Consider the following 2,013-nt stretch of genomic DNA (forward strand, 5'->3'; position numbering starts at 1 on the left):
AGTTCAATAACGGCAATGAAAAAGGACTGCCGAAAACAGCCCATTTGTTATGAAACTAGTCGAGTAGAAGGGAGCCTTTCTACCTTGCGGTAAATTGTACTCCACCCCCCTCACAGAACCGTGCTTGCACTATTAATGCACACGGCTCCTCCTAGTTATCATTTACAGAATGTAACTAATTTCCTTTCTTAAATCATATATGTTCACCTTAATTCTTGGTGATGGAAGTGGATACTTTTTAAGAAATAGACTGAATTTATCCCATGTAAAGGATTTCCTTTGGCTTCTTCTATTGAGCCATTTGAACAATAACTTTTCGATTTTGTCTTTAAAATTGTAAACATTTTGGGTATTATCAGTGATGCAATAATAGTTGTAATAACCAATTAGTGAGCGTTTAAATCTATCCATAATCATATGAATATCTTTACTTCTATTACTCTTCAGCCATTCTTTCGTTTCTTTTAGCTTACCTTGGACTTTCTTCCTGCTCGTTTTCCGCTTTACTCGAAATTTCCCTTGTTTACTTTTACCGCAATAGTGTGTAAACCCAAGGAAATCAAAAGTTGCTGGTTTACCACTTCCCTGTTGATTTGCATTTTGCTCCGCAAACCGCCCGAAAGGTATAATTTTGGTTTTATCCTCAGCTATTTCTAGATTAAATTCCTTTAATCTTAACTTTAATGAATGGAAGAATTGCTGGGCTTCACTTTCATATTGAAAACAACAAACAAAATCATCCGCATATCTCACTATGTATGCTTGTCCCTTGCACTGTTTCCTTACCCTTTTCTCAAACCACAGGTCGAGGACATAATGGAGGTATACATTGGCTAGTATCGGAGATATTACTCCACCTTGCGGTGTGCCATTGTCTGTTTTATATTTCTTACCTTCCTCCATGTATCCACCTTTAAGAAACCTACCAATTATCCTTAGTAGGTTTGGGTCAGTGATTCGCAGTTTTAAGAACTCCATCATCCATGTGTGGTCAACGTTGTCGAAGAAACCGCGGATATCTACATCTACTACATAATTTACTGCTCTCTTTTCAATATAATGGTTCAGTATTTTCAACGCATCATGGCAGTTACGATTGGGACGGAATCCAAAGGAACAGTCTAGAAAATCATTTTCATAAATGGTATTCAATATCTTTGTAATGCCTTTTTGAACAATTTTATCTTCATGTTCCGGTATTCCCAGTGGTCTTTTCTTGTTTGAATTGAGTTTTGGAATATACATTCTCCTTACTGGAACAGGACGATAACTTTTGCTTTTAAGCCTACTTATTAATTCCTCTATGTTTTCTTCTAAACTCTCACCGTATTGCACTTTGGTTGTACCGTTCACCCCGGCTGCCTTCTTATTAGGAAGTTCTAGATGACATCGAACTAATGCTTCCTTATTTAATAGATGTGCAAGAGATGTAAATTTCATTTTAGGGTTAGATTTTGCTAATTCTGCTATCCTTAGTAGTTTTGTTTCCATTTATTATACCTACCTCTGTGTGTAGTAAATGTGTCCCTAGTAAGGGTGATAACTGGTAGCTAGCCTTTCCTCCATCGGCATTACCCGACTTCATTGGTACTACGCTGCTATCCGACTCCCTACACGGCATTTGGTTTCCTCGCTTTTTATCACTTGTAGACCATACTCTTCTATTAAAATAAGAAAAGACCGGTAGGGTCTCCCGAGTTGCCGTATCATATCAATGTATAACGTGCCAAGGTCACTGACTCCAGAGAGGTTTTATCTTTCTTGCCTTGACGAAAGATAAAATGTAGCTTTCTGCAGTGCTTAAAGCATCAGCCCTCTCGGTTTACTAACATTATGGAGCTCAATCCCTTCAACCATTTGGCTTTCGGCCCGCCACCTAACTGTCTACGCTTAAAGACTAAAGTTACCTTTAGCCCTCCAAGACTCGCTACGAGCGAATGGCTAGTTCTTACTCGGCGGGAATCCCACCCGCTATATGATACGACCTAAGCTCGGCCGCACAAGCACCCGTTA

1 protein-coding gene is annotated in these 2,013 nt (G+C 39.0%); it reads right to left on the reverse strand.

The window, feature by feature from the left end; translation table 11 throughout:
* Positions 1–162: 162 nt before the first annotated feature.
* Positions 163–1,491: a group II intron reverse transcriptase/maturase gene (gene ltrA / locus BIV60_RS26720; RefSeq protein ID WP_071358693.1), complete on the reverse strand. Its 1,329-nt coding sequence runs from the start codon at positions 1,489–1,491 to the stop codon at positions 163–165.
* Between the last annotated feature and the right edge of the window lie 522 nt (positions 1,492–2,013).

Origin of the sequence: Bacillus sp. MUM 116 (assembly GCF_001866655.1) — a bacterium.
Classification (GTDB): Bacteria; Bacillota; Bacilli; order Bacillales; family Cytobacillaceae; genus Neobacillus.

What these genes read in the sequence shown, in the direction of transcription:
- ltrA (WP_071358693.1), bottom strand. Translation starts at nt 1,491, where the DNA reads ATGGAAACAAAACTACTAAGGATAGCAGAATTAGCAAAATCTAACCCT.